The sequence below is a fragment of the Flavobacterium sp. AG291 genome, assembly GCF_003350375.1.
GTDB classification, from domain to species: Bacteria; Bacteroidota; Bacteroidia; order Flavobacteriales; family Flavobacteriaceae; genus Flavobacterium; species Flavobacterium suzhouense.
Genome location: NZ_QQAR01000014.1, coordinates 110,608 through 133,402, shown reverse-complemented (window position 1 = coordinate 133,402; position 22,795 = coordinate 110,608). Strand labels below are relative to the sequence as shown.

Here is a 22,795-nt window from a genome sequence, read left to right as displayed (position 1 = left end):
GTAACATGGTATGCTACTCTTGAGGATGCTCAGGCGGGTACTAATGCACTTGCTCCTGACACACAACTTGTTCAGGGAGCAACTTACTATGCGACTCAAACTATTGATACATGTACAAGTGTTGGTGTATTTGCAGTAACAGTTGACATCGTGCTTGACAGAGGAGGATTTGATGTGAAAGCATTCTCATACTATCCAAACCCTGTTAAAGATGTGCTTAACCTTACCTATTCATCTGAAATTACTTCGATAACGGTATTTAACCTATTAGGTCAAAAAGTTATCTCTCAGGTAGCTAATGCTACTGATGTAAGAGTTGATATGGCATCTCTTGCCGATGGAGCTTACATCGTTAATGTAACTTCAGGCAATACTGTGAAAACAGTTAAAGTGATTAAAAAGCAATAATTTGAGATAGCAGTAAACTTTCTACTATTAAAATCGAAAGGGGTTGTCACTAGTGACAACCCCTTTCTTATATAGGATATGTAATCCATCTCATAAAGCCTTCAGCAAACTATTTTCTTGCTGAAAAATAAACCCCCACAAGAATAATTGCCGCACCCAGGCCTTGTACCGGTGTTAGCGATTCACCGTCTAACAATCCCCATCCAAAAGCAACAATAGGAATAAGATAGGTTACCGAAGATGAAAAAATAGGCGATGACATCTGAATTAACCTGAAGAAAACAATATTTGCTATACCTGTCCCTAACACTGCCAGTATAGCGATATACATCATCGATCTGTGGGTCTGCGGTAGTGTGGCAATATCAAAAAAGCCGGAAAAGCATAATACAAGTATCGCCGGAACAAGCATCACGGCAAAATTACCCGTACTAATAGCCAGTGGTTTGAGATCAGACAGATACTTTTTTATAAGATTTACATTGGTAGCATAACATACAGAAGCCATAATTACAAAAATTGCATAATAGTAGTTTTGATTAGGATTGTTGATAGCTCCATTATAGATAAGCAATACGCACCCAATAAGCCCAATTACCACTCCTATGAGCTGTCTTCGCTGAAAACTCAGCCCAAAAACCGTTGCACCCAATATAAGCGTATTGAGTGGCGTAAGTGAATTTAAAATGGCACTAACCGAACTGTTAATCTGCATTTGTGCAATAGAGAACAGAAATGCCGGAAGAAAAGTTCCCATAAGGGCAGTAAGCGCAATATACTTCCATTGTCCCTGCGGAATAGTCTTTAAAGTTCTAAAGCCAATGATAAGCAAAAAAACAGCACAAAAAATAATTCGTAATGACCCGAGCTGAAACGGATTAAGGCCTTCGAGTCCACGTTTGATTAATATAAATGAGCTTCCCCATATAAGCGAAAGCAAACCCAACAGGTACCACTTAAGTTGTTTTTGTTGCATGGTTGTTATTTTGGGTCAAAAATCCAACATAATAATCAGCGTTGCAAACCGTTTTTGTATAAATTTGTAAACTCTTTTGAGAGAAGCTTTTAAAATTAAATAACAACATACTATGAAACTAGTTAAAACACTTTCATTTTTTGCTTTAGCAGCTTTACTTTTCACTAGCTGTAAAGACACTTCTAAAGATGGCAACATCGAAACTCCTGCTGAAGGAACAGCTACCGACACTACTCACGCTAAAGAAACTGCTGAGAACCTTGAAACTACAACTTTCAAGATTGATGGGATGACCTGTCCTGAAGGATGTGCAAAAGTAATCGAGAACAAACTTGCGGGCATGGAAGGCGTTCAGGAGGCAAAAGTAGATTTTGATGCTAAAACAGCTACTATTTCTTTTGATGCTGCGAAACAAACTCCTGAAAAATTTGTTGAAACTGTAGAGCATATCGCTGACGGTGCTTACAAAGTATCTGACGTTAAAAACTCAGGTGACAAAGCTTATTTCTCTTTAGATCAGGAGAAAGAAAAAAAGACAGAGAAAAAAGAAAAAACTACTGATAAAAAATCAAAAGAAGGTTCTTCTTGCTCAACAGACTCAAAACCATCATGTGGTTCTGAGAAAAAAGGAGGATGCTGCTCTGCCGGCAAAAAAGCTGAAAAAGGAACAATGTAATCTTACATTCTCTTATAAAACTAAAAACCTTCGCATCAGCGAAGGTTTTTTTATTTAGCTCCTGTTATGGTATTATAAAGCAACACCGCTTTACCATCAGTTAATGTAGACACAAAGTGACAGATATGAAGCAGCCTGTCATAAAGACTCATTTTTTCAGTTATAAATTTCTCAGGCATCAGTTTCAGTACTAATTTGTCATAATTACTATCTGAACCATCAAACTTATTATTGTAAGCAGTACAGAAGGTATCTAGCAACGTATTAATAATGCGATAACCAATAACCTCTTTCTCTACCACTTCCCTGCTCTGGTAAATGTTTTTTATGCTTATTTTAATGATATCATTCATCTGGGCAGTATATTTACCTTTCTCAGTAAGCGCATACGGATATTCACCCTTTAGTATTGCATCTTCATTTTCAATAAACACATCAACCGCATCATTGATAAGGCTCCCTATAGCCAAAGCACGCAGGTAACTTATACGGTCTTCTTTGGTTACTAGCGATTTGTACTTCTCAACATGAACGTTATCCTTAACCAGTTTGATAAGATATTCCAGTGCATAATCCTCCGAAATCACACCCAGATTTATACCATCTTCAAAATCGATAATAGTATAACAAATATCATCTGCAGCTTCTACCAAATATGCCAGCGGATGTCGTTCATAGCCGATATCATCACCTGTTTTATTAGGTATTAAACCCAAATCATTAGCCACTTCCTGAAAGAAAGCAGCATCGCTCTGAAAGAAACCATATTTTTTATCCGCAATATTAGGAGTCGGTTTTTTAGGCAGCGACTCTTTAGGATATTTCATAAAGGCTCCAAGCGTGGCATACGAAAGACGCAATCCTCCCTCAATACCCGGACGGTTTGCCGTAAGCAGACTAAATCCATTGGCATTACCCTCAAAATCGATAAGATCCTGCCATTCTTTATCAGTCAGCTGGTCTTTATACATCTGCCCTCTTCCGGTCTTAAAATATTCGCCTATAGCTTTCTCTCCCGAATGCCCAAAAGGCGGATTTCCTATATCGTGCGATAATGCCGCAGCGGCAACAATGGCACCAAAATCATTCATTTGGTAACCATGTACTTCCTGAAGATAAGGATGCTTTTCTAATATCTTTTTACCCACAAGCCTCCCTAACGAACGGCCTACCACCGAAACCTCAAGACTATGTGTGAGGCGGGTGTGCACAAAATCAGTTTTAGAAAGTGGAATAACCTGCGTTTTATCCTGTAGGCTCCTAAAAGCCGAGGAAAATATTATACGGTCGTAATCTACCTCAAAACCCAAACGGGTATCATCCTGTTCCTTTCGTAACCTTTTGCCTGTATCGCCCTGTCTTTTTAATGACAGTAACTGTTCCCATTGCATCATATCCTATTTCAGATTTATGATTTTAGATTTCAGGTTCCCTGAATCTTACTATTTTAATTTATTCCTGACTTGGCCAGTTCGGCCTGTATGATATTATTCTTTACCTGTGTAAACACTTCTGTCTTGGCTTCAGCAAAAGAGATATCGTATTTACGCTCTATAACCTGAAACTCTTCTGGGTATTTTACCAATAACCTGTCATAATAGTTATCAAGCACTTCTTTTGCAGGAGAAGTAAATTCAAGCCTTAATTCAAAACGACGAATGAGTGCTTCATCAATAGCTTCTATCTGGTTGGTTGCTGCAATCAGCACCGAGTTCGATGGAAAATTATCTATAAGCTGAAGAATAGCATTCACCACACGCCTCATTTCGCTGCTATCACGGCTATCTTGCTCACGCACCTGACCCAAAGTATCAAATTCGTCAAAAAACAGCACAGCGTCGTGATAACTCACTTCTTTGAACAGCGTAGCGACATTCTTTGCCGTCTCCCCGAGTTTAGACGAAACAATTTGTGCCAGATTTACCACGATGAGCTTTCTTTCAAGCACTTTGGCAATAGCTTTGGCTGTCATGGTCTTGCCGCAACCGGTTTTACCGTACAACAACATTTTATTGTTTACCGGCAACTCATATTTTTCAAGGATATCACGAAATTGATATTCTTTTAAAAACTGTTCGATTTGTACAGCCACTCCATCATTAAAGACAACGTCTTTAATATCAACCTCACTCCTGTCTGTAAAAAATAATCCGTTCAACTGTTTATTGTTTTAAATGCTTATTTCTTCAGATTGAACAAAAAGAAATCACGCGATTTCTGTGGATATTGCTCAACACTCTTATCACTAGGGTTATCAATTACCGATTTGATGGTAATCTTATCTCCTATCTTGAAATCCTTTTCTACCCTTTGGTAATCCAACAGATATTGACCGCAAAAATAATTACCATTTTCATCCTTTTCTATCAGTCCTGAATACACTCCTTTTTTATCCTTGCTCATCGTTACTATTTTGTTCGTTATTTTCTTTATTCGCTTGTTTTATTTGTGCTTCCCTGAAGGCCGTAATATCAACTACCAGTGTTTTAGAAAGTCCGTCGTGAAGACCAACCGGACGCCTGCCGAAGAAAGTAATGAATTCCAGCGGTATCAGCCTGCATAATGTCCTTAAGAAAATACGCATGCTATCAGGCCTCGTCCCATCGGCATTCACAACCATAGTATTCGTAATATATTTACCCAATGTACGCATATTTACAGTCTCAAATAAGCCATAATACACTATACTTATACCGAGAGCTAAGATTGTGTATTTGATATTACCTAACACAGGCGGACCTACCTGAAAACCCTTTATTCCATAAATTCCATAAAGCATATCTCCCCCTTTGGCAAATCCAATTTGCAGCAGAGTGGTAACAATACTGTCAATAATAAAATTCTGGAACCGTTTGTTTCCGGTTGCCAGCATGCCATAAGTTATTTCAAAAGGTTTTCGCATATTATATTTCTTGTATTCCTATATGGTCTATTGAATCTTTAACATTCAATACATCCATAATTTCCTTGTATTTTTTCACCTTTACAACATAAGTCCCTGATGCACTATCATGCCATCCCCTGGGATATGCTCTTAAAAAAGAAAGAGCCTCTATGGTAAAAATGCGACATAGCGAACGTCCAATTATTGATTTCGCCTCCGGTTTGGAACCATCTTCACTAATCACTATAGTGCCTGTAATTAATTTCCCTACTGTTCTCTGGGTAGTAATTTCCATTATCATATAATAGGCCATCATAAGTCCTACTCCTAACAAATTAAAATCGCGATCAGAAAGACCTTCCAGCCATAAACCCAGGCCATCAAGGCCTAAACCTGCGAGTATATAAATGAATATAAATAATACAAACGCAAGTATATAAATAGCCACAATATCTATCAAAACGTTTGCCAGGCGTATATACCAGTCAACACTCAAATCGTTATCAACTACAAATGATTTAGACATAATAATTAAAAATTAAGGTTGGTTAGAAAACAAAAATAAGGAGCAATTGCTCCTTATTCTATATTATGTGAGAAATATTTTTATTATGATCCGCACATTTCACAATCTTCAGGATCAGCAGTTCTTGAACGCTCCAGCATAGCCTGGAATTCGCTTACTGCAATTGGCTGAACTTCTTCAACCGGCGCCGCAACCGCTTTTGGTGCTGCTGCCTGTGCAGGAGCTTCTTCCACTTTTTTATCGTTATTAAGCGTAAACTTAATAGCATCAACTGCACTCTTAGTCCTTAGATAGTACATACCTGTTTTCAGGCCGCTTTGCCATGCATAGAAGTGCATCGAAGTAAGCTTAGAGAAGGTAGCACCTTCCATAAACAGGTTAAGTGACTGTGACTGATCGATAAAGTAACCTCTTTGACGCGACATATCGATGATATCTTTCATGCTCATTTCCCAAACCGTTTTGTAAAGGTCTTTAATGTCCTGAGGAATAATATCTATATTTTGTATCGATCCGTTAGCTCTCATAACTTCTTGCTTAAGGCTTTCATTCCATATTCCAAGGTTTACAAGATCTTCAAGAAGATGTTTGTTCACTACGATAAACTCTCCTGAAAGCACCCTTCTTGTATAGATGTTAGAAGTATAAGGCTCAAACGCCTCATTGTTTCCTAATATCTGAGAAGTAGATGCTGTAGGCATTGGTGCCATCAACAGTGAGTTCCTTACCCCGTGCTCCATAACTTCTTTACGAAGCGAAGCCCAGTCCCAACGACCACTTAGGTCATTATCGTTAAGCCCCCATAGGTTGTACTGGAATTCACCCTGAGAAATTGGTGATCCCTGGAATGTTGAGTATGGCCCTTCTTCTTTTGCCATTTCCATTGAAGCAGTAACAGCAGCAAAGTAGATCGTTTCAAATATTTCCTGGTTCAGTGCTTTAGCCTCATCACTTGTAAACGGCATACGCATAAGGATAAAAGCATCCGCAAGACCCTGAACACCTAATCCAACAGGACGGTGACGCATATTAGAATTCTCAGCTTCTTTAACAGGATAGTAGTTTCTGTCAATAACTTTATTAAGATTACGCGTTATACGCTTAGTAACCTGGTATAGGAAATCGTGATTAAATTTACCATCCTCCACAAACATTGGCAATGAAATAGAAGCAAGGTTACATACCGCAACCTCGTCTGGAGAAGTATACTCCATAATCTCTGTACAAAGGTTTGACGAACGGATAGTACCAAGATTTTTCTGGTTCGATTTTCTGTTAGCTGCATCTTTATAAAGCATATACGGAAGACCTGTCTCAATTTGAGATTCAAGTACTTTTTCCCAAAGCTCACGTGCCTTAACTGTTTTTCTTCCTTTTCCTTCAGCTTCATATTTCAGGTAAAGCGCATCAAACTCATCACTATGAACATCATAAAGCCCAGGACACTCATTAGGACACATTAGGGTCCATGTACCGTCTTCCTGAACACGTTTCATAAACATATCCGGAATCCATAGTGCCAGGAACAGGTCACGTGTTCTCATTTCCTCTTTACCGTGGTTTTTTCTCAGGTCAAGAAAATCAAAGATATCCGCATGCCAAGGCTCAATATAAATCGCAAAGCTACCTTTACGCTTTCCTCCACCCTGATCTACATAACGTGCAGTATCATTAAACACGCGAAGCATCGGCACGATACCGTTAGATGTACCGTTAGTACCACGGATATAAGAACCTGTAGCCCTTACATTATGTATAGATAACCCGATACCACCTGCAGACTGCGATATTTTTGCAGTATTTCTAAGTGTATCATAAATACCATCAATGCTATCATCTTTCATTGTAAGAAGGAAACACGATGACATCTGCGGTTTAGGCGTACCTGCATTAAACAGGGTAGGCGTTGCGTGGGTAAAGAATTTTTTAGACATCAGCTCATAGGTCTCTATAGCTGCCGGGATATCGTTAAGGTGAATACCTACAGACACACGCATAAGCATATGCTGTGGCCTTTCCACAATCTGTCCGTTTATTCTCAACAGGTAAGAACGCTCAAGCGTTTTAAACCCAAAATAGTCATAATTAAAATCCCTGTTGTATATAATTGTTGAATCCAGTACTTCAGCATTTGCCATAATTGCTGCGTGCACCTCGTCAGACAAAAGTGGAGACTCCTGCCCTGTTCTTGGATTCACATAATGATACATGTCGTTCATCGTTTCAGAGAACGACTTTTTAGTGTTTTTATGAAGATTCGACACCGCAATACGCGCAGCAAGCTGAGCATAATCAGGGTGTGTAATTGTCATGGAAGCAGCAGTCTCTGCCGCAAGATTATCAAGCTCAGATGTGGAAACCCCATCATACAAGCCTTCAATTACACGCATTGCCACCTTAACCGGATCAACCAGTTCATTCAGTTCATAGCACAGTTTTCTTACACGATCGGTAATCTTATCAAACATTACCGGCTCTTTTCTTCCGTCTCTTTTAACTACATACATATGGCAATAAATTTTTGGTTAATAATCAGCCCGCCCCCGCGAACCTCACATTCGTATAGATGATTTTTGTACTTGTTTTTTTACTGATTAAAAATCAGCATCAAAACTAATTTTTTGTGAATCCCCCTCGTTTTTGATAACACCCGCTTTTTGGTATTCCGAAACCCTTTTCTCAAAGAAGTTCGTTTTACCCTGAAGCGAAATCATATCCATAAAGTCAAACGGATTTCCTACGTTATATTGTCTTTCGCAACCAAGCTCCACAAGAAGCCTGTCGGTTACAAACTCCAGATACTGTGTCATTAAAACAGCGTTCATTCCAATAAGACTCACCGGAAGCGACTCTGTAATAAACTCTCTCTCTATAGTTAATGCATCAACAATAATTTCTTTTATCCTTTCTTTTGGCACCTTATTTACCAGGTGGTGATTGTGCAGGTGTACCGCAAAGTCACAGTGAACACCCTCGTCACGGGAAATCAGCTCATTCGAGAAGGTAAGCCCCGGCATCAGGCCACGTTTCTTAAGCCAGAAAATTGAACAGAATGCTCCTGAAAAGAAGATACCCTCAACCGCTGCAAAAGCAATAAGCCTCTCGGCAAATGAGTCAGACTCTATCCATTTAAGTGCCCAATCCGCTTTTTTCTTAATAGCAGGAAACACCTCGATAGCATGAAAAAGCTCATTTTTCTCGTTCTCATCCTTAACATACGTATCAATAAGAAGAGAATATGTTTCGCTATGAATGTTTTCCATCATAATCTGGAAACCATAGAAGAATTTAGCCTCAGCATACTGAACCTCGTTTACAAAGTTTTCAGCAAGATTCTCATTAACTATACCGTCAGATGCCGCAAAGAACGCAAGGATGTGCTTAATAAAATATTTCTCATCTTCACTAAGCTTATTATTCCAGTCGTTAAGATCCTGGTGAAGATCGATTTCTTCAGCCGTCCAGAAACTCGCCTCCATTTTTTTGTACCAATCCCAAATATCATGGTGTTTAATGGGGAAAATCACAAAACGATTTTTATTTTCCTGTAATATAGGTTCAATTGCAGACATATTGTTTTGACTTTTATAGTATTATAAAATAGATGTTGTTGTCGAAAGGGGTAGTACAAAGATTGGCATTTGAAATAAAAAATGAAAGCCAAACTTATTCACAATTGGCTATAGTTTTTAACAACACTTAATTTTCCTACAACACAATAAACTTTTTACAACATATTGATAATTAACATGTTGTAAAATATAAATATACGTAAAATTATTTAGAAATATTCTAAAAAAGAGGTTTTACAGGGCTTAGCGGCGCTTTTGAACCGGATTTTCCTTCAACTCTTCAGCCACCTTTTCAAGTTCAGCATACCAGTCAGCACCAAAGCGGCGAACCAGTGCTTCTTTTACAAATTTGTATACCGGTACCTCGAGTTCCTTTCCAAGTGAACAGGCATCACTGCATATATCCCACTTATCGTAGTTTACCGCAGCAAATTCAGTAAAATCTTTTACCCTTATAGGATATAAATGACAGGAAACAGGCTTTTTCCAGTCTATAATTCCCTGATTATAGGCCTGCTCAATACCACAAAGCGCAGTTTTTCCATCAAAGATCACATAGGCGCAATCTTTATTATCAATTAGCGGCGTTTCAAGATCGCCATCAGTTCCGGTAATCCATGTTCCCTGAGCCTCTATCGCAGCAATACCCTCTTTTCTCAAAAACGGTTTTACTTTCGGATAAATAGCCTCCAGTATTTTGGTTTCCTCCTCATTAAGTGGTGCTCCGGCATCGCCATCTACACAACAAGCTCCTTTGCATGCCGAAAGATTGCACACAAACTCTTTTTCCAGTATGTCCTCAGACACTATTGTTTTTCCCAGTTGAAACATGCCGCAAAGGTAACTAAAAGTTAGGAAAACAACCAGTAGCCAAAATCCTCATAAATAGCTTGTAACTGTTAAATAATAAGAATAATTTTGCCGATTAAATAAATTCTGAACTTATGGGTTTCGACTGGAGAGAAATTTTTACCGTAAGCATGGTGCTTTTTGCAGTAATAGATATAGTAGGCAGTATTCCTATTATAGTAGATCTTCGCAATAAACTGGGACATATCCAATCGGAGAAAGCGTCAATAGTAGCCATGATCATCATGATCGTTTTCCTTTTTGTGGGAGAAGAGATCCTGAAACTAATAGGCATCGATGCAAGTTCATTTGCCGTAGCAGGATCTTTTGTACTTTTCTTCCTTGCGCTGGAAATGATCTTAGGCATACGCCTTTATAAAGAAGACAATCCAAGCACGGCATCTATAGTACCTATAGCCTTCCCTTTAATTGCCGGCGCCGGAACCATGACCACACTCTTATCCCTAAGAGCTGAATATGAAAAAATCAACATTATAATAGCAATAGTAATAAATGTAATCGTTGTTTACATAGTACTAAAGTCGTCATCCCGCATAGAACGTGCATTAGGCAATAACGGACTGGGAGTAATACGTAAAGTATTCGGTGTCATATTACTTGCGATAGCTGTTAAATTATTTGCTGCGAATGTTAAACAATTATTCGTATAGAATTATATTGTTTAATTTCACATGTTGAAAACCAATGATCACCTTACCAAAAGAAACTCACACTACAATGAAAATTCTTATTTACACATTAATGGGCCTTGCTGTTGCGCTCATCATTTTTAATGTAACTCTTCTTGATTTTAACAACCTGTTTGAAGGAAATAGTTTTGCAGCCGCAGTGGGCATAGTACTTTCGCTATGCGCAATATGTGCCCTGCTTATCCTGAAAATATCTAAAAACATCGAAGAAAAATCCAGGAACTAATGTTTGATGTTTTAATTATAGGAGGAGGCGTTTCAGGCGTTTCCTGTGCTCTTATTATAGGCTCAGCACTAAAAAGGCCTTATGCAGAGGGCAAAAAAGCAGGCATCTTTACTCATCAAAAATCAACTTCACTTCAGGACGCTGTCTTTAACAACGCGTATGGCATACCTGCAGGCACATTAGGCTCAAGCCTGATGGAAACAAGCCTGGAACAGTTAGCTACGCTTTATCCGGAAATGGAACAATTAGATAACGAAAAAGTGATGAGCATTGAAGGCGAAGCGGGTAATTTTACCGTAACCACTAACAAAGGCTCATACAAAACTAAAGCCGTAGTAGTAGGTATAGGCTCAGCCAATACATTTGCTATAGAAGGCCTTATGGATTATGTAATTCCTCACAAAAAAGCCATCCCTGAAAAAAACCGCATTCAGCTTAAGAATGAAGACCATCTGGTTGCTGAAGGAATTTATGCCATAGGAACTCTTGCCGGTCACCGCAGTCAGCTTGCAATTGCCGCAGGAAGCGGAGCAGCAGTAGGAACTGATATTCTGACGCTATGGAATGAAGGCAAACAGACACAATACCACGACAGTATAAGGAAATAGTTGACAGTTTACTGTCGCAGTAGGCAGTACTACACTCAATAAATAAATAAATAAATAAATAAAAAGCCCGGATTACAACAATCCGGGCTTCGCGTTATATAAGGTTCGAGAAGCTACTGCCAACTGAACACTGTAAACGATTACTTTTTCTCAGTTAGCACAGCCTTTACCATATTGTCTTCTTTAAGTACCATCTGGTAGTACGCTTTTTCACTCAACAGTTGTCGTGCAAATTCGGCAGCGAGATAATGCTTAACTCTTTCTTTGTGTTTATTAAGATAAAACACCAGTCCGTTTTTAGCAAGATATCCGCTAAAGGCATCAAAGTATTTATCTCCGGTCATAACTTTGTCGGTAATCATTTGTGAATTTTGCATTCCCTTAAAGCCATTCCTGTCTTTATCAAGCTGCTCAAATACAAAATAGCTCACAATACCGCTTTGCATTACCATTGTTACAGCCTCATCGCCATGTTTACCCTCCTGAGGTACAAACCTATCAGGAATGATCCCGCCGCCGCCATAAACAATACGCCCTTTAGCCGTTTTAAATTTCAGGGTATCTGCAATCTTTATACTATCTGCAGAGTATAGCTCTCCGCTTTCATAACGTTTCTCAAAATCATTAAAATATTCTTCTCCGCCGTGGTCATAACTACGCTGTATAGACCTGCCTGAAGGCGTATAATAACGTGCAACAGTAAGACGCACTGCGCTACCGTCGCCTAATGGCATTTCACGCTGCACAAGTCCTTTCCCAAATGAACGCCTGCCAACAATAACTCCCCGGTCATTATCCTGAATAGCCCCAGCTAATATCTCGCTTGCAGAGGCACTATTTTCATTAATCAGCACATAAAGCTTACCGCTCTCAAAGTCTCCTTTTTTAGTAGCATAGGTTCTGTCTTCACGGTTCTTTTTGTTTTTGGTCATTACAATAAGCTGGCCGTCTTTCAGGAATTCATCAGCAATCTCAACTGCCTTTTCAAGATATCCTCCACCATTATCACGCAAATCGACAATAAGCGAAGTTGCTCCCTGAGCCTTAAGGTTTATGAGTGATCTGTGAAATTCATCGGCTGTAGTCTCCGCAAATCGATTTACTTTTATGTAACCAGTATTACTACCTGCCATTACCGCAGCATCAACACTTTTTATAGGCACCACATCGCGGGTAACGTTGACTTTAAATTTTCGGTTCTCACTTTTCCTGAAAACCGTGAGCGTTACTTTAGAACCTTCTTCCCCTTTTAGTTTAGAGAAAAGAGTATCATTTGTCATTTTACGCCCAAAAAGTTTACTGTTATCAGCAAAAAGAATACGGTCTCCGGCTTTAATACCTGCCCTTTCAGACGGACCTCCCGGAATAGGTTTAATTACAGCCACCGAATCTTTGTACATATAAAAATTAACGCCTATCCCTACGAAGTCGCCTTTCATGCTCTGGCTAACTTCATCCATTTCATTCTTAGTAATATAAATGGAGTGAGGATCGAGTTTTTCGAGTATGCTGTTTACGGTAATATCTACAATTGAATCGGTATCAATATCATCTACATATTCCCTTTCAATAAAATCGATCAGCTTATTAAGCTTACTCTTGTTTGAACTTGAAATCATACCACGCTTCTCCACCGGAAAGTTTAAAAAACTTCCCATAAGCAGACCTATGGCAAGCGCCAGAGACAAAGCAATCGGTAAATATATTCTTTTAATTTTCATGTAAATCAGCTTCCAGATTAGGAATATGTACTACATCTACTCCGGCCTTAAGCAAAAAATCAATCCCTGAATTATCTTTGTAACCATCAAGGTAGACCACTCTGGTAATACCCGACTGATGTATTAATTTACTACAATCTTTACAGGGTGACATTGTAATATATAATGTTGCACCATCACACGACTGTGTTGAACGGGCTACTTTTAATATCGCATTTGCCTCGGCATGGAGCACATACCATTTTGTAGCGCCCTCATCATCTTCACAACAATTCTCAAAACCAGATGGTGTACCATTGTAACCATCAGATATTATCATCCTGTCTTTCACAATAATTGCGCCAACTTTTTTTCGTTTGCAGTATGAAAGTTGCCCCCATTCTCTTGCTATCCTGAGGTAAGCTTTATCGTACTTGTTTTGTTTTTTCTCTTTCATTCCAGGAAATACCCCTTGTTATCAAATATAAGCCTTCAGGGCTTTTATTACGTTAAAAAATTACCAAAATTTATTATGTATAATCATCGGCACGACAACTCCGGCCACAAAAGCAGATGTTACCAATACCCAGTCACGCCTGTTAAGCTTGAAAAATTCCGAAAGAATATACGCCAGTATCAATACACAAAGCACAATGATAAGCTGCGCTGCCTCAATACCTAATGCAAATTCTAACAAGGGTAAAAACTTATCGTCGGCATTCTTATCCAGTATCAGCTTAAAGTAGTTGGAAAAACCAAGGCCGTGTATAAGCCCGAAAAACAGCGTAACAATAGCTATAAAATTAAGACTGTTACTATTTTTCTGAGATTTTTTACCCGATTTTATGATGTTAAACAATGCCGTTATCAGTATGGTTATAGGTATCAGGAATTCTACCACTCCTGCGTTTACCCTGACTACTCCATAAACCGAAAGCATGAGCGAAAGTGTATGACCAATGGTAAATATAGATACGAGCAGCAACACATTTTTCCAGTCCTTAAAAGTGTAGGGAACGGTAAGCACAACTAAAAACAGTATATGATCATAGGCATTGATATCGAGCACATGACGCAAACCTGTTTCAAAATATAGCCAAAAATCTGACATAATTCAACTGATGATTATTTAAACTGTAAACTTACGGTATTTTTAATAAACTTTTCTTGTCACAATCTGTTATAAAAAGAACGCAGGAAAAGCTAAAATCTTTTAAAAAATTATTTCAGCACAAAATATAGAAGTATATTTGCTGTTCAATTTTAACAGAAAAAACATGTCCATTTCAGATTTATTTGATAGTGGTTTCAAGAACAGGAATAAAGGGCATTTCTCTGCAATCGTAAGAGTTGCAATGGAGAACGGTCACCTTAGTACAGAAGAGCGCCACTTCCTTGACAAACTGGCTAAAGAGCTTGAGATCTCTCCGGAAGAATACAAAGAAATACTTGATAACCCATTAAAATACCCTATTAATCCGCCGTACCTTCACGTACACAGGCTCGAGCGTCTTTTTGACTTATCGAGAATGGTATATGCTGACCACGTACTTGGACCAAAACAAAAAGAAATCCTTACCCGATTTGCACTTGCATTAGGTTTCACTCCGGGTAACGTTCATTATATTGTAGACAAAGCATTATCACTACTGGTTCTAAATGTAGATTTAGACACCTTCCTTTACGAAATGCAACACATGAATAAATAAGAAAGTTGCTTAGGTACTGAGACACTTAGTGTCTTAGTAAAGCATCCTGAAAATATAAAATCCCGCAAAAGCGGGATTTCTTATTTTATAACCTGATTTGCAAAATCTTAGAAACTTTAATATCTCAGAGACTCAGCTACACATACTTCGCCATAAACTCTTCAGCCTTTGTTACCATATTAGAACTTCCGCAGAAGAAAGGCACGCGCTGGTGCAGTTCAGTTGGTTGAATTTCCATGATCCTTCCAAAACCGTCTGATGCTTTACCCCCTGCCTGTTCAGCAATAAAAGCCATTGGATTACATTCATACAAAAGCCTCAGCTTTCCTTTAGGTGCTTTAGAGCTTGTTGGATAAATATAGATTCCACCCTTAATCATATTTCTGTGAATATCTGAAACAAGGCTACCAATATATCGTGAAGTATACGGTCTGTCGCCCTCTTCCAGCTGACAATATTTAATATAATCTTTTACGCCCTGCGGAAAATGAACATAATTACCCTCATTAATCGAATAAATGTTACCGTCTTTAGGGAACGTAAGATTAGGATGCGAAAGATAGAATGTACCTATTGCAGGGTTCAAAGTAAATCCGTTTACACCATTACCTGTTGTATATACAAGCATAGTTGACGTACCATAAATTACATAACCCGCCGCTACCTGATTAACTCCCGGCTGAAGAAAATCTTCAATAGTCACCGGAGTACCTACAGGGGTTATTCTCCTGAAAACAGAGAATATGGTTCCCACCGAAACATTCACATCAATGTTAGAAGAACCATCCAAAGGATCCATAAGAAGCACATATTTGTTATTATGAGCCCCATCATTACCCTGAATTGTGATAAAGTCGTCATTTTCTTCAGAGGCAATTCCACATACAATTTCACGGTTTATAAGTGTCTGCATGAAGATCTCATTCGCATAAACATCTAGTTTTTGCTGGTCTTCTCCCTGTACATTCTGCTCTCCAAACTTACCGATAATATCTACTAAACCAGCCTTATTCACCTTGTAATTCACTACTTTAGCAGCAAGCCTGATTGAGTTGATGAGTTTTGACAATTCTCCCGAAGAGTATTTAAAATCTTCTTGCCTTTCAATAATAAATTCACCTAATGTCCTGTTGCGTTCTTCCATTACTATAACGTTGTAGTTGTGTTGAGGGCACAAATATCGAAATTTTTGTGATATGAAAAGAATTTATTATTTCAATACCATTTTGCTTGTATTTTTGCGCAAATTTGGCAAATGATTGTACGAAAAGGACATAGAGAAGATATGCCTGCCGTTTTAGAGCTTATAAAAGAGTTGGCAGTATTTGAAAAAGAACCCGATGCAGTAGTAGTAACTGTAGAAGAACTGGAACGTGATGGCTTTGGTACTAACCCGCTCTTCAACACTTTTGTTGCGGAAGAAGATGGTGAAATTATAGGCATGGCATTATTTTATTATCGCTATTCGACATGGAAGGGCAAGACCATCCATCTTGAAGACCTTATCGTAAAAGAAGAAAAAAGAGGTACAGGTGCCGGCAGTGCACTATATAAAGAAGTGATAAAATTTGCCAGACAGGAAGGAGTACGCCGCGCCGAATGGGCTGTACTTAACTGGAATACCCATGCTATTGATTTTTACGAACGCTCGGGTGCTACAGTACTGAAAGACTGGTTTACCGTGCAAATGCACGAACAGGAAATTATTAAGTTTACGTTAGATTTATAAACAACCGGAAAAATGAAAATTTTCAAATTTGGAGGAGCATCTGTAAAAGATGCCGATGGTATTAAAAACGTGTTTAATGTTCTGGAACAAGTTGGCCACGAAGACGTGTTGCTGGTTATTTCTGCCATGGGTAAGACAACCAACGCCTTCGAAGTAGTTATAAAGAACTACTTTGATAAATCACCAGAGCTTCAGGCTTCTATACAGGAAGTTAAAAAATATCATAACCAGATTTTAATGGACCTGTTTGAGGACGAAAACGATGCTGTTTTTGGTGCAATCAACACTATTTTCAGCGACCTTGAAAGTTTCCTTCAGCATAATAAATCGCCTAACTACAACTTTGTATACGACCAGATTGTAAGCCTTGGCGAGGTGCTTTCTACAACAGTAGTGAGCCATTACTTCAATTCGCGCGGACTTAAAAACCAGTGGATCGATGTACGTGAGCTTATAAAAACAGACAACACTTACCGTGATGCTATTGTTGACTGGGATCTTACGCAGAAAAACATCAAAGGACTTAAGAAAAAGACCCTTAACATTACGCAGGGATTCTTAGGATCTGACGAGAACGGATTTACCACCACTCTTGGAAGAGAAGGATCTGACTATACTGCTGCCATCTTTGCTTATTGCTTAGGAGCAGAAAGCGTAACCATATGGAAAGACGTACCGGGTGTACTTAATGCCGACCCCCGTTATTTTGAAAATGCGATTTTGCTTAACCAGATTTCGTATCGCGAAGCCATCGAGCTTGCATTTTATGGCGCAACGGTTATTCACCCTAAAACGCTTCAGCCGCTACAGAAAAAAGAAATTCCGCTTTACGTAAAATCATTTGTAAACCCTTTATTACCGGGAACACGTGTAAGCAAAGGTGCTGATCTTGAGCCACAGGCTTCTTGTTTTATCGTAAAAAAGAACCAGCTGCTAATATCATTATCATCGCTAGACTTCTCTTTCATTATGGAAGAAAACATCAGCGAGATTTTTAGTTTGCTGCATAAATACAAGATCAAAGTAACGCTTATCCAGAATACAGCCATCAGCTTCTCGATTTGTGTTGAAGATAAATTTGGCAACTTCCCGGAACTGAAAAATGTACTGGCTAAGAAATTCCAGGTTACGTATAACGAAAATGTATCGTTATACACCATACGCCACTTTACCGAAGCCGCCGCAGAAACTGTTGCACAAGGCAAAGAGGTACTGGTAAAACAAATTAGCCGCGAAACAATGCAGATTGTTACTAAAGAAGCTTAATATAATTTTTCAGTCGCAGTCGCAGTTTTCAGTACACGTTTGTCATTTTGAGCAAAGCGCAGCGGAGTCGAAAAATCTCAATAAATTTATTAACTCCGGAGGAACCACTTATAATATGTCGCTCCCCCGGAGTTTTCTCTTCACAACATTATTATATAAACACACCTCCTTCCGGGGCTATTTATAATCTCTTAATTCTTCCCTTTAAATACACTACTTTTGCTTTTTTGGAGTTTATAGTGTACTATGCTGAAAAAAGGGCTTTTACTGTTGTTTTTATGTTGCTTTTCTGCACTTTACGGGCAGGAGATCACTACGCCCTATAAAAACCGCAAGATTGCCGTTGCACAGGATACCATAAAAATAGACAGCGTTAGTATCAACAAGGCCTTTTTTAAGCTTCAGGATGCTGCCGGAACTGACATTGACACATCTTTTTATAAAGTAGATTTTAAAAAAAGTACGCTGGTTTTCCGCAATGGTTTTACTTCTCAGGATAGCCTGACCCTGCGTTACCTGTCCTATCCTGAATACCTTACTAAAAAATACAGCATTTATGACAAGAACAGAGTTGTGAGCAACGATGCAGGTATTACAGATCTTTATAAAGTTACCCGTGACCCGCTTACCAGCTATAAGCCTTTTGACGGACTTACCACTTCCGGAAGCATTACCCGTGGCATTACTGTAGGAAACAACCAGAATGCGGTAGTGAACTCTAACCTTGATCTCCAGATTACAGGAAAGATATCCGATAAGGTAAGCCTTCGTGCTTCGATACAGGACACAAACATTCCGCTTCAGGAAGGGGGGTACTCACAAAAACTGGATGAATTCGATCAGATTTTCATAGAGATGTTCAGCGACAAATGGGCTGTGCGTGCCGGCGACCTTTTTCTTGAAAACCGTCAGTCCCGTTTTCTTAACTTCAATAAAAAAGTCCAGGGCTTGTCTACTACTTTCAATTTTGGGAAGGAAGGCAATAAAACATCTGTTTTCGCAGCTGCTGCGTTAGTCCGTGGCCAATATGCCAGAAGTACCTTTACCGGTCAGGAGGGCAATCAGGGACCCTATAAATTGCGCGGCCCTAATGATGAGCTTTATGTACTTGTAATATCGGGATCGGAAAGGGTTTTTGTAAACGGTATATTGCTGGAACGCGGTGAAAACAATGACTATATCATCGATTACAATGCCGGTGAGATCATTTTCACCTCACTGTTCCCCATCACATCGGAAATGCGTATCAACATAGAATACCAGTATTCCGAACGTAGTTATACCCGCTTTGTAACCTATGGAGGAGTAACGCACGAAGCTGAAGACTGGAGCATTGGAGGATTTGTGTATTCTGAGAATGACGTTAAAAATCAGCAACTGCAACAAAATCTTTCCGGTGAGCAGGTAGAAATACTAAAACAAGCCGGTGATGACCCTCAAAAAATGACGGCACCATCAGCCTATGTAGACAGTTACTCCGAGAATAAGATACTCTACAAAAAAGTAACTATTAATGGCGTAGAAGCCTTTGAATATTCAAACAATCAGGAAGATGAGCTATACAATGTGCGCTTTAGCCTTGTTGGCAATAATCTCGGAAATTATATTCTGGCTAATGCCGCGGCTGTTGGGCGCATCTATCAGTATGTTGAACCCATAAACGGCATACCTCAGGGAAATTACGAGCCTGTCATACGTCTTACCCCGCCTACAAAAATTCAGATAGCAACGGTTTTGGGTAAATACAACCCAAGCGAAAAAACACTTGTAGATTTTGAAGCAGGGATAAGCAATAATGACCTTAACCTTTTCTCTCCGTTAGATGATGACAACAACAACGGCGTAGCAGGAAAATTAAATGCAAAACAGCGGCTGTATACCGGAAACTGGGAGCTTGATGCTTTTGCCAATTACCAGCTTATCCAGAAAGATTTCAGGACCATTGAGCGCCTATTCAATATCGAATTCAGCCGCGACTGGAACCTTACCAACATTGTTACTACAGAAGGTAACCAAAGCTATCTGATTGCAGGAACTAACTTCAGGCTACCTAAAAAGGGAGAAGTAAATTATCAGATTGAAAAGCTTGATTTCTCCAGTGCATTTACCGGAACGCGCCATGTTGTTGACGGCAGGCTAACCTTTAATAAATTATTGATTCAGGACAGGGGAAGCATCCTAAACAGTAACAGTGACTATTCTAGCTCAACATTTGTGCGTAATGAGGCACTGGCAAAATATCATTTTGGTAAAAACTGGGTGGGTGGTACTTCCCGAATAGAAGACAATCAGGAAAAACTGAAACCCTCTAAAGAATTCACCTCACTAAGCCAGCGATTTAACGAATTCGGCGCTTTTGTTGGCCGTGGCGACAGCACCAAGGTTTATGTAGAGCTGGGTTACCTGCAACGAACTAACGACAGCCTTGTAAACGGACTGATAAAAAAAGTAAACACTTCGAGTTCATACTACATGAAATCCCGACTGCTGCAAACCGAAAAAAGTGACCTTACCCTGTTTGTAAATTACCGTAGGCTTAAATTTGAGGACCCCGCCTTTAAAGACGAACCTTCACTTAACTCAAGGTTATTATACAACGACCGTTACTGGGATCAGTTGGTGCAGGTTAACACTGCCTATGAAAATACTTCGGGTACCATTGCGCAGCAGGAGTTTACCTATCTTGAGGTTGAGCCGGGACAAGGTACCTATACCTGGAACGACTACAACGGAAACGGCATTCAGGAGTTGCAGGAGTTTGAGATAGCCCCATTTCCTGACAAGGCTACTTTTGTGAGGGTATTTTTGCCCAATCAGGTGTTCTTAAGAACGCATCAGAATAAATTCTCTCAGTCGGTAACGCTTAATCCTGTTCAGTGGCAAAACGCAACGGGCTTTAAAAAGCTGCTTTCTTACTTTTACGATCAGGCATCGTTTCTCATCGACAGGAAGATTGAGCGCGATACTGATAACTTTGACCTCAACCCATTCTCAAACAGTGAGAAAAACCTGCTGGGGCTAAGCTCTGCCATTCGAAACAGTTTATTTTACAACCGTGGCAAACAGGATCATTCGGTTACATATACCTATCTAAAAAACCGCGCAAGAACATTACTTACGGCAGGCTCCCAGGAAAACAGCAATAGCAGCCATCAGTTGCAATATGCCCATTTAGTGCAAAAAACATGGTTATTTGGCATTTTAGGACAAACTATTAACTCCGCATCGTCTTCGGAAAATTACGGCAGTAAGAACTTTAAAATTGAAGGTTTCGGACTTGCGCCAAAGGTGTCGTATATTTTTTCCCGCAATGCCAGCTGGGATATTTTTTATGAATACAGAAATAAAGAAAACCAGATCGGCGACATGGAAGCCCTGGATCAGCAGCGTTTGGGAACGTCTTTTAGTTATGCTTCCGAAAAACAGTTTACCGCCAACGGCGAATTCTCTTTTTACAACAATGCTTTTACAGGTAATGAGCTTTCCCCTGCAGCCTACCAGATGCTCGAAGGACTTCAGGCAGGACAAAACCTTACCTGGAGACTATTACTGCAAAAGAACCTAACACAGTTTCTCGATGTTAATGTAAGCTATCAGGGAAGAAAGAGTGAAACCAGTAAGGCAATACATACCGGCAGCGTTCAGTTAAGGGCTTATTTTTAACAACCTCTTTTATCAATAAAGTTTATCGGTTTACGGCTCATCGGATTAAACATTACGTTATTTACCTCCTCTGCCGATACAAAAACAATTTTAGGGGTAACTCTCAGCTTAGCCCTGAAATGATCTTTTATCTCTGTCAGTAACGCATCAGTAGGACTAGCTGCTACCGCTTTTATAAGTATTTCATCGGTACCAAGGTCGTTTGTGCTTATCTCAATGAGATGATTTTGTATTTCAGGGAAAGACCTCAGCAAATCGATCATTGCAGGAGGATATAATGTCGTACCCTTGTATTTTATCATTTGCTGTTTCCTGCCCACAACAGGCCCTATACGCATACTGTTTCTTCCGCATTGGCAGGGCTCCTGGTGCAGCTGAACAATATCACCGGTTTTAAAACGAACAAGTGGCATAGCTTCTATCCCTAGTGTAGTCACGACAAGCTCGCCGGCGCTGCCATCGGTAACCGGATTATCATTTTCATCAAGCACCTCAGCGATGATCAGATCCGGATGATGATGCCCACCACACGAATATTCACATTCGGCAAAGGCAGTACTCATCTCGGTAGAGGCATAGGTAGAAAATAATTTAATATCCCATTTATCCTTAATCTTTTTCGATAGGGTATTATTTGAAAAATCCTGATTTCTCAAAGGTTCACCAATACAAATGGCCCCTTTTATACCCAAATTCCTGTAATCTATATTATGAATTTCGGCATATTCTATAAGCTTAAGCAAAAAAGACGGTACCGTAATTAGGTAAGACGGATTATATTTAAGGATAGAATCCCATTGCAACTCAGGCACACCTGCCCCAACACGAATAACCCCGGCTTTTATTTTTCGAAGGCCTAAAAAATAAGCTAACCCAGCCATAAAACGCCTGTCTATCGTAGTCATAAGCTGTACGACGTCGCCTTCTTTAATTCCTGAACATATAAAAGATATTGCTTCATTATAAGCAAGCCTGTCGAGGTCTTTATCTGTCAACCCGAAAGTAACCGGTTTTCCCGATGTACCTGATGTTGTAGTGTAATCTATAATATGCGATTTGGGCACACATAAAAAATCGTCATTAAATTCCTGTAGCTGTTCCTTGGTGGTTACAGGAAGCTTTTGCAGGTCTTCAAGTGTGGTGATCCCTTTTATATCAATATTACCGCTATCAAAAAGCCTTTTATAATATGGCGAATTAGCTGCAACATATTGTAACGCTTCTATAAGCTTTTCTTCCTGATACGATTTGATTTCGGCCTTTGAAGCCATTTCTATAGAAGGGACGTTCATG

General features: G+C 39.4%; 23 protein-coding genes. 9 read left to right on the top strand and 14 right to left on the bottom strand.

Features of this window, described 5'->3' with window-relative positions; translation table 11 throughout:
• A partial coding sequence (locus tag DEU42_RS14690) for a T9SS type A sorting domain-containing protein (RefSeq protein ID WP_147278134.1) occupies positions 1-408 on the top strand: 408 nt, incomplete at its 5' end.
• Positions 409-517: 109 nt separating this feature from the next.
• Here DEU42_RS14690 and DEU42_RS14685 read toward each other — a convergent pair.
• A complete protein-coding gene (locus DEU42_RS14685; protein WP_114759064.1) occupies positions 518-1,384 on the bottom strand; it encodes a DMT family transporter in 867 nt (288 codons plus the stop codon).
• A gap of 112 nt (positions 1,385-1,496) precedes the next feature.
• Here DEU42_RS14685 and DEU42_RS14680 point away from each other — a divergent pair, with 112 nt between their 5' ends.
• Positions 1,497-2,060, top strand: a complete 564-nt coding sequence (locus DEU42_RS14680) for a heavy-metal-associated domain-containing protein (RefSeq protein WP_114759063.1) — start codon at positions 1,497-1,499, stop codon at positions 2,058-2,060.
• 50 nt (positions 2,061-2,110) lie between these two features.
• Here DEU42_RS14680 and DEU42_RS14675 read toward each other — a convergent pair whose 3' ends face one another.
• The 8 genes from DEU42_RS14675 to DEU42_RS14640 all read right to left on the bottom strand — a co-directional run bounded on the left by DEU42_RS14675 (position 2,111) and on the right by DEU42_RS14640 (position 9,873).
• Positions 2,111-3,451, bottom strand: a complete 1,341-nt coding sequence (locus DEU42_RS14675) for a deoxyguanosinetriphosphate triphosphohydrolase (RefSeq protein ID WP_114759062.1) — start codon at positions 3,449-3,451, stop codon at positions 2,111-2,113.
• 56 nt (positions 3,452-3,507) lie between these two features.
• Positions 3,508-4,218: an AAA family ATPase gene (locus DEU42_RS14670; RefSeq protein ID WP_114759061.1), complete on the bottom strand. Its 711-nt coding sequence runs from the start codon at positions 4,216-4,218 to the stop codon at positions 3,508-3,510.
• Between the two features lie 20 nt (positions 4,219-4,238).
• Entirely contained in the window at positions 4,239-4,463 is a 225-nt protein-coding gene (locus DEU42_RS14665; protein WP_114759060.1) for a hypothetical protein, read from the bottom strand.
• Positions 4,450-4,962 (bottom strand): RDD family protein, encoded by a 513-nt coding sequence (locus tag DEU42_RS14660; protein ID WP_114759059.1) that lies wholly within the window; start codon positions 4,960-4,962, stop codon positions 4,450-4,452. Before DEU42_RS14660 ends, DEU42_RS14665 begins: the two co-directional genes overlap by 14 nt.
• 1 nt (position 4,963) lies before the next feature.
• The gene (locus DEU42_RS14655; protein WP_114759058.1) at positions 4,964-5,470 is read right to left on the bottom strand and encodes an RDD family protein; all 507 of its coding nucleotides are present in this window, start codon (positions 5,468-5,470) and stop codon (positions 4,964-4,966) included.
• A gap of 83 nt (positions 5,471-5,553) precedes the next feature.
• On the bottom strand, positions 5,554-7,977 hold the full coding sequence (locus DEU42_RS14650; RefSeq protein ID WP_114759057.1) for a ribonucleoside-diphosphate reductase subunit alpha: 2,424 nt from the start codon (positions 7,975-7,977) through the stop codon (positions 5,554-5,556).
• 87 nt (positions 7,978-8,064) lie between these two features.
• Positions 8,065-9,042 (bottom strand): ribonucleotide-diphosphate reductase subunit beta, encoded by a 978-nt coding sequence (locus DEU42_RS14645; protein ID WP_114759056.1) that lies wholly within the window; start codon positions 9,040-9,042, stop codon positions 8,065-8,067.
• Positions 9,043-9,285: 243 nt separating this feature from the next.
• Positions 9,286-9,873 carry a DUF3109 family protein gene (locus tag DEU42_RS14640; protein WP_114759055.1) on the bottom strand — a complete coding sequence of 196 codons (588 nt, stop codon included), beginning with the start codon at positions 9,871-9,873 and terminating at the stop codon, positions 9,286-9,288.
• Positions 9,874-9,986: 113 nt separating this feature from the next.
• Between DEU42_RS14640 and DEU42_RS14635 the strand changes: the two genes are divergently transcribed.
• The 3 genes from DEU42_RS14635 (at position 9,987) to DEU42_RS14625 (ending at position 11,435) form a co-directional block, all read left to right on the top strand.
• The gene (locus tag DEU42_RS14635; RefSeq protein ID WP_114759054.1) at positions 9,987-10,562 is read left to right on the top strand and encodes a MarC family protein; all 576 of its coding nucleotides are present in this window, start codon (positions 9,987-9,989) and stop codon (positions 10,560-10,562) included.
• Between the two features lie 67 nt (positions 10,563-10,629).
• Entirely contained in the window at positions 10,630-10,827 is a 198-nt protein-coding gene (locus DEU42_RS14630) for a hypothetical protein (RefSeq protein ID WP_114759070.1), read from the top strand.
• Positions 10,827-11,435, top strand: coding sequence for an FAD-dependent oxidoreductase (locus tag DEU42_RS14625; protein ID WP_114759053.1), 609 nt, complete (start codon positions 10,827-10,829; stop codon positions 11,433-11,435). Before DEU42_RS14630 ends, DEU42_RS14625 begins: the two co-directional genes overlap by 1 nt.
• A gap of 140 nt (positions 11,436-11,575) precedes the next feature.
• Here DEU42_RS14625 and DEU42_RS14620 read toward each other — a convergent pair whose 3' ends face one another.
• The 3 genes from DEU42_RS14620 to DEU42_RS14610 are packed head-to-tail and all read right to left on the bottom strand — an operon-like array spanning position 11,576 to position 14,246.
• A complete protein-coding gene (locus tag DEU42_RS14620) occupies positions 11,576-13,156 on the bottom strand; it encodes a S41 family peptidase (RefSeq protein ID WP_114759052.1) in 1,581 nt (526 codons plus the stop codon).
• The gene (locus DEU42_RS14615; protein ID WP_114759051.1) at positions 13,146-13,592 is read right to left on the bottom strand and encodes a deoxycytidylate deaminase; all 447 of its coding nucleotides are present in this window, start codon (positions 13,590-13,592) and stop codon (positions 13,146-13,148) included. Before DEU42_RS14615 ends, DEU42_RS14620 begins: the two co-directional genes overlap by 11 nt.
• A 60-nt stretch (positions 13,593-13,652) precedes the next feature.
• Positions 13,653-14,246, bottom strand: coding sequence for a HupE/UreJ family protein (locus DEU42_RS14610; protein WP_114759050.1), 594 nt, complete (start codon positions 14,244-14,246; stop codon positions 13,653-13,655).
• A gap of 166 nt (positions 14,247-14,412) precedes the next feature.
• On the opposite strand from DEU42_RS14610, the gene DEU42_RS14605 reads away from it, so the two are divergent.
• Entirely contained in the window at positions 14,413-14,844 is a 432-nt protein-coding gene (locus tag DEU42_RS14605; RefSeq protein ID WP_114759049.1) for a TerB family tellurite resistance protein, read from the top strand.
• Positions 14,845-14,980: 136 nt separating this feature from the next.
• Here DEU42_RS14605 and fbp read toward each other — a convergent pair whose 3' ends face one another.
• On the bottom strand, positions 14,981-15,988 hold the full coding sequence (gene fbp / locus DEU42_RS14600) for a class 1 fructose-bisphosphatase (RefSeq protein WP_114759048.1): 1,008 nt from the start codon (positions 15,986-15,988) through the stop codon (positions 14,981-14,983).
• Between the two features lie 111 nt (positions 15,989-16,099).
• Here fbp and DEU42_RS14595 point away from each other — a divergent pair, with 111 nt between their 5' ends.
• From DEU42_RS14595 to DEU42_RS14585, 3 genes are all read left to right on the top strand, one after another.
• Positions 16,100-16,573 carry a GNAT family N-acetyltransferase gene (locus tag DEU42_RS14595; RefSeq protein ID WP_114759047.1) on the top strand — a complete coding sequence of 158 codons (474 nt, stop codon included), beginning with the start codon at positions 16,100-16,102 and terminating at the stop codon, positions 16,571-16,573.
• A 12-nt stretch (positions 16,574-16,585) separates the two neighbouring features.
• Positions 16,586-17,839 (top strand): aspartate kinase, encoded by a 1,254-nt coding sequence (locus tag DEU42_RS14590; protein WP_114759046.1) that lies wholly within the window; start codon positions 16,586-16,588, stop codon positions 17,837-17,839.
• 246 nt (positions 17,840-18,085) lie between these two features.
• Complete coding sequence (locus DEU42_RS14585; RefSeq protein ID WP_114759045.1) at positions 18,086-21,502, top strand: hypothetical protein; 3,417 nt, start codon at positions 18,086-18,088, stop codon at positions 21,500-21,502.
• On the opposite strand, the gene DEU42_RS14580 is transcribed toward DEU42_RS14585, so the two are convergent.
• Complete coding sequence (locus DEU42_RS14580) at positions 21,499-22,794, bottom strand: phenylacetate--CoA ligase family protein (protein WP_114759044.1); 1,296 nt, start codon at positions 22,792-22,794, stop codon at positions 21,499-21,501. The two genes, DEU42_RS14585 and DEU42_RS14580, sit on opposite strands and share 4 nt — an antisense overlap.
• Between the last annotated feature and the right edge of the window lies 1 nt (position 22,795).

Excerpts from the sequence above, each read along its gene's own strand:
- DEU42_RS14680 (WP_114759063.1), top strand. The coding sequence starts at position 1,497 with ATGAAACTAGTTAAAACACTTTCATTTTTTGCTTTAGCAGCTTTACTT.
- DEU42_RS14645 (WP_114759056.1), bottom strand. The coding sequence starts at position 9,042 with ATGTCTGCAATTGAACCTATATTACAGGAAAATAAAAATCGTTTTGTG.
- DEU42_RS14620 (WP_114759052.1), bottom strand. The coding sequence starts at position 13,156 with ATGAAAATTAAAAGAATATATTTACCGATTGCTTTGTCTCTGGCGCTT.
- DEU42_RS14650 (WP_114759057.1), bottom strand. The coding sequence starts at position 7,977 with ATGTATGTAGTTAAAAGAGACGGAAGAAAAGAGCCGGTAATGTTTGAT.
- DEU42_RS14675 (WP_114759062.1), bottom strand. The coding sequence starts at position 3,451 with ATGCAATGGGAACAGTTACTGTCATTAAAAAGACAGGGCGATACAGGC.
- DEU42_RS14590 (WP_114759046.1), top strand. The coding sequence starts at position 16,586 with ATGAAAATTTTCAAATTTGGAGGAGCATCTGTAAAAGATGCCGATGGT.
- DEU42_RS14635 (WP_114759054.1), top strand. The coding sequence starts at position 9,987 with ATGGGTTTCGACTGGAGAGAAATTTTTACCGTAAGCATGGTGCTTTTT.
- DEU42_RS14640 (WP_114759055.1), bottom strand. The coding sequence starts at position 9,873 with ATGTTTCAACTGGGAAAAACAATAGTGTCTGAGGACATACTGGAAAAA.
- DEU42_RS14655 (WP_114759058.1), bottom strand. The coding sequence starts at position 5,470 with ATGTCTAAATCATTTGTAGTTGATAACGATTTGAGTGTTGACTGGTAT.
- DEU42_RS14685 (WP_114759064.1), bottom strand. The coding sequence starts at position 1,384 with ATGCAACAAAAACAACTTAAGTGGTACCTGTTGGGTTTGCTTTCGCTT.
- DEU42_RS14585 (WP_114759045.1), top strand. The coding sequence starts at position 18,086 with ATGCTGAAAAAAGGGCTTTTACTGTTGTTTTTATGTTGCTTTTCTGCA.
- DEU42_RS14615 (WP_114759051.1), bottom strand. The coding sequence starts at position 13,592 with ATGAAAGAGAAAAAACAAAACAAGTACGATAAAGCTTACCTCAGGATA.
- DEU42_RS14595 (WP_114759047.1), top strand. The coding sequence starts at position 16,100 with ATGATTGTACGAAAAGGACATAGAGAAGATATGCCTGCCGTTTTAGAG.
- DEU42_RS14605 (WP_114759049.1), top strand. The coding sequence starts at position 14,413 with ATGTCCATTTCAGATTTATTTGATAGTGGTTTCAAGAACAGGAATAAA.
- DEU42_RS14630 (WP_114759070.1), top strand. The coding sequence starts at position 10,630 with ATGAAAATTCTTATTTACACATTAATGGGCCTTGCTGTTGCGCTCATC.
- DEU42_RS14580 (WP_114759044.1), bottom strand. The coding sequence starts at position 22,794 with ATGAACGTCCCTTCTATAGAAATGGCTTCAAAGGCCGAAATCAAATCG.
- DEU42_RS14610 (WP_114759050.1), bottom strand. The coding sequence starts at position 14,246 with ATGTCAGATTTTTGGCTATATTTTGAAACAGGTTTGCGTCATGTGCTC.
- fbp (WP_114759048.1), bottom strand. The coding sequence starts at position 15,988 with ATGGAAGAACGCAACAGGACATTAGGTGAATTTATTATTGAAAGGCAA.
- DEU42_RS14660 (WP_114759059.1), bottom strand. The coding sequence starts at position 4,962 with ATGCGAAAACCTTTTGAAATAACTTATGGCATGCTGGCAACCGGAAAC.
- DEU42_RS14665 (WP_114759060.1), bottom strand. The coding sequence starts at position 4,463 with ATGAGCAAGGATAAAAAAGGAGTGTATTCAGGACTGATAGAAAAGGAT.
- DEU42_RS14625 (WP_114759053.1), top strand. The coding sequence starts at position 10,827 with ATGTTTGATGTTTTAATTATAGGAGGAGGCGTTTCAGGCGTTTCCTGT.